General features: G+C 69.0%; 1 protein-coding gene. It reads left to right on the plus strand.

Annotated elements, in window-relative coordinates; genetic code table 11:
- Nucleotides 1-2,322 (plus strand): excinuclease ABC subunit UvrA (locus V6M49_RS15585; RefSeq protein ID WP_332761900.1); only part of this gene is annotated, 2,322 nt, incomplete at its 5' end.
- Nucleotides 2,323-2,601: the final 279 nt, after the last annotated feature.

Genomic DNA, 2,601 nt, shown 5'->3' on the forward strand with positions numbered 1-2,601 from the left:
CCCGCCGTCGCGCTTCAACAGCGCCGCGGCGCGCCCAGCAGCCGCTCCACCGTGGGCACGGTGACCACGCTCTCCAATTCGCTCCGCATGCTGTTTTCGAGGGCCGGCACTTACCCGCCGGGCGCCGAGCAGCTGGACTCCGACGCGTTTTCGCCGAATACGGCGGCCGGTGCCTGCCCTGAATGCCATGGGCTGGGCGTCGCGCACACCGTCAGCGAGGAATCCCTTGTGCCGGACGCGGCGTTGACCATCCGGGAAGGTGCCATCGCGGCGTGGCCCGGTGCCTGGCAGGGCAAGAACCTCCGCGACATCCTCAGCCACCTCGGCTACGACGTGGACGTGCCCTGGCGGAAGCTGCCCAGGAAGCACCGCGACTGGATCCTGTTCACGGACGAACAGCCCGTTGTGGAAGTCACGCCCGAGCGGGACCGCGTGGCCAAGCCGTACAAGGGTCGTTTCTGGAGCGCCAAAAGCTACGTCCTGCACACCCTGGCGGACTCCCAGAGCGCCGCCATGCGCGAGCGCGTCCTGGGGTTTATGGAGTCCGGCCCGTGTCCGCGCTGCGGCGGCACCGGACTCCGGCCCGAAGCACTCGCGGTCTCCTTCGGCGGCCGCAACATCGCCGACCTCAACGCCACACCGATGGCGGAGCTCGCCGAAATCATCCGGCCCACCGCCGGGCTCAAGGAAGCCGGAACCGCGTCGCGCCGGCAGTCCTCCGGCGAGGAAAACGAGGTGGCAGTGGCCATCACCGCCGACCTCCTGCAGCGCATCACCGTGCTCCTGGATCTGGGCCTCGGATACCTGGCGCTGGGCCGCGTCACCCCCACCCTCTCCCCCGGCGAGATGCAGCGGCTCCGGATCGCCACCCAGCTCAGGTCGGGACTGTTCGGCGTGATCTATGTGCTCGACGAACCGTCCGCCGGCCTCCATCCGGCCGACGCCGAACCGCTCCTGGCGGTCCTGGACCAGCTCAAGGCCTCCGGCAACTCGGTGTTTGTGGTGGAACACAACATGGACGTGGTCCGCCGGGCCGACTGGCTGGTGGACGTGGGTCCGCGCGCCGGAGAAGGCGGCGGCGAGGTCCTCTACAGCGGGCCGGTTGCCGGGCTCGCGGCCATCGAGGCGTCGGTCACCCGGCCCTTCCTGTTCGACGACGGCGGGACGTCCGACGGCGGGACTTCCGACGGCGGGACGTCCGACGGCAGGACTTCCGACGGCGGCGAGGCACCTCGTGCAGGCACCGCGCCTCGCACCGGTCAGGTCCGGGAGCCCGACGGCTGGCTGGAACTCGCGGGGATCAGCCGGCACAACCTCAAGGACCTGGATGCGCGGTTCCCGCTGGGCGTCCTCACCGCAGTCACGGGGGTTTCCGGCTCCGGCAAGTCCACCCTGGTGACGCATGTCCTCGGCGAAGTGGTGGGATCCGGGCTGAAGAACCACCAGGCTCCGCAGCTATCCGAACCTGATGATGCGGCCCCGGCCACGGCGTTGTCTGTGGGACCGGTCAGCGGCGCGGAACGGATCGACAGGCTGGTCACGGTGGACCAGAAACCCATCGGGCGAACCCCCCGCTCCAACCTCGCTACCTACACTGGCCTGTTCGACGCGGTGCGCAAGGAATTCGCGGCCACGGAGCAGGCCAGGGCACGCGGGTTCGGTGCCGGGCGGTTCTCCTTCAACGTGGCAGGGGGCCGTTGCGAAACCTGCCAGGGCGAAGGCTTTGTGGCGGTTGAACTGCTCTTCCTCCCGGGCAGCTACGGGCCGTGCCCTGAGTGCGACGGGTCCCGCTACAACCCCGAGACCTTGGAGGTGACGTACCGGGGCAGAAATGTGGCGGAAGTGTTGCGCATGACGGTGGATGCGGCCACTACGTTCCTGGCCGACATCCCGGCCGCGGCCCGCAGCCTGAAGAGCCTCGGGGACGTGGGCCTGGGCTACCTCCGGCTGGGCCAGCCAGCCACGGAGCTTTCCGGCGGCGAGGCCCAGCGCATCAAGCTGGCCACCGAACTGCAGCGTGCCCAGCGGGGACATACCCTCTACCTCCTGGACGAGCCCACCACCGGGCTCCACCCCGCCGACGTCGAACTCCTGATGGCCCAACTCCACGGCCTGGTGGACAGCGGCAACACCGTCGTGGTGGTGGAACACGAAATGGCCGTTGTGGCGGCGGCGGACTGGGTCATTGATCTGGGCCCCTCTGGTGGGGACGCAGGCGGCCGGATCGTCGCCGCCGGAACCGCCGCCAGCGTCGCCCGTTCCCGGCACAGCCGCACCGCGCCCTACCTGGCGGCTGCGCTGCCACTGCTCGTCACCAGCTGACCACCAGGAATCATCTCGGTTTGATAACGGACCGGCGATGTCCTAGCGTGAAACGTAAGCCCGCCAAGCGGGCGACATGAATGCCCGGTGCTGCCTCCACCAGAACTGCCCGGCCGGCAGACACCGAAAATTGACCTCTATATCGTCAGGGGCGGGCAGTGGCGCAATAACCTCCGGGGACGGACCGAGCGCTGGTGGCCTTCAGGAGCATCACACCATGAACAACACCACCATTCGTACTGCCGCACGCCGTGGAGTAGCCGTCGCCGCCATTTCCGC

It is taken from the genome of Pseudarthrobacter sp. (assembly GCF_036675385.1).
Taxonomy (GTDB): domain Bacteria; phylum Actinomycetota; class Actinomycetes; order Actinomycetales; family Micrococcaceae; genus Arthrobacter.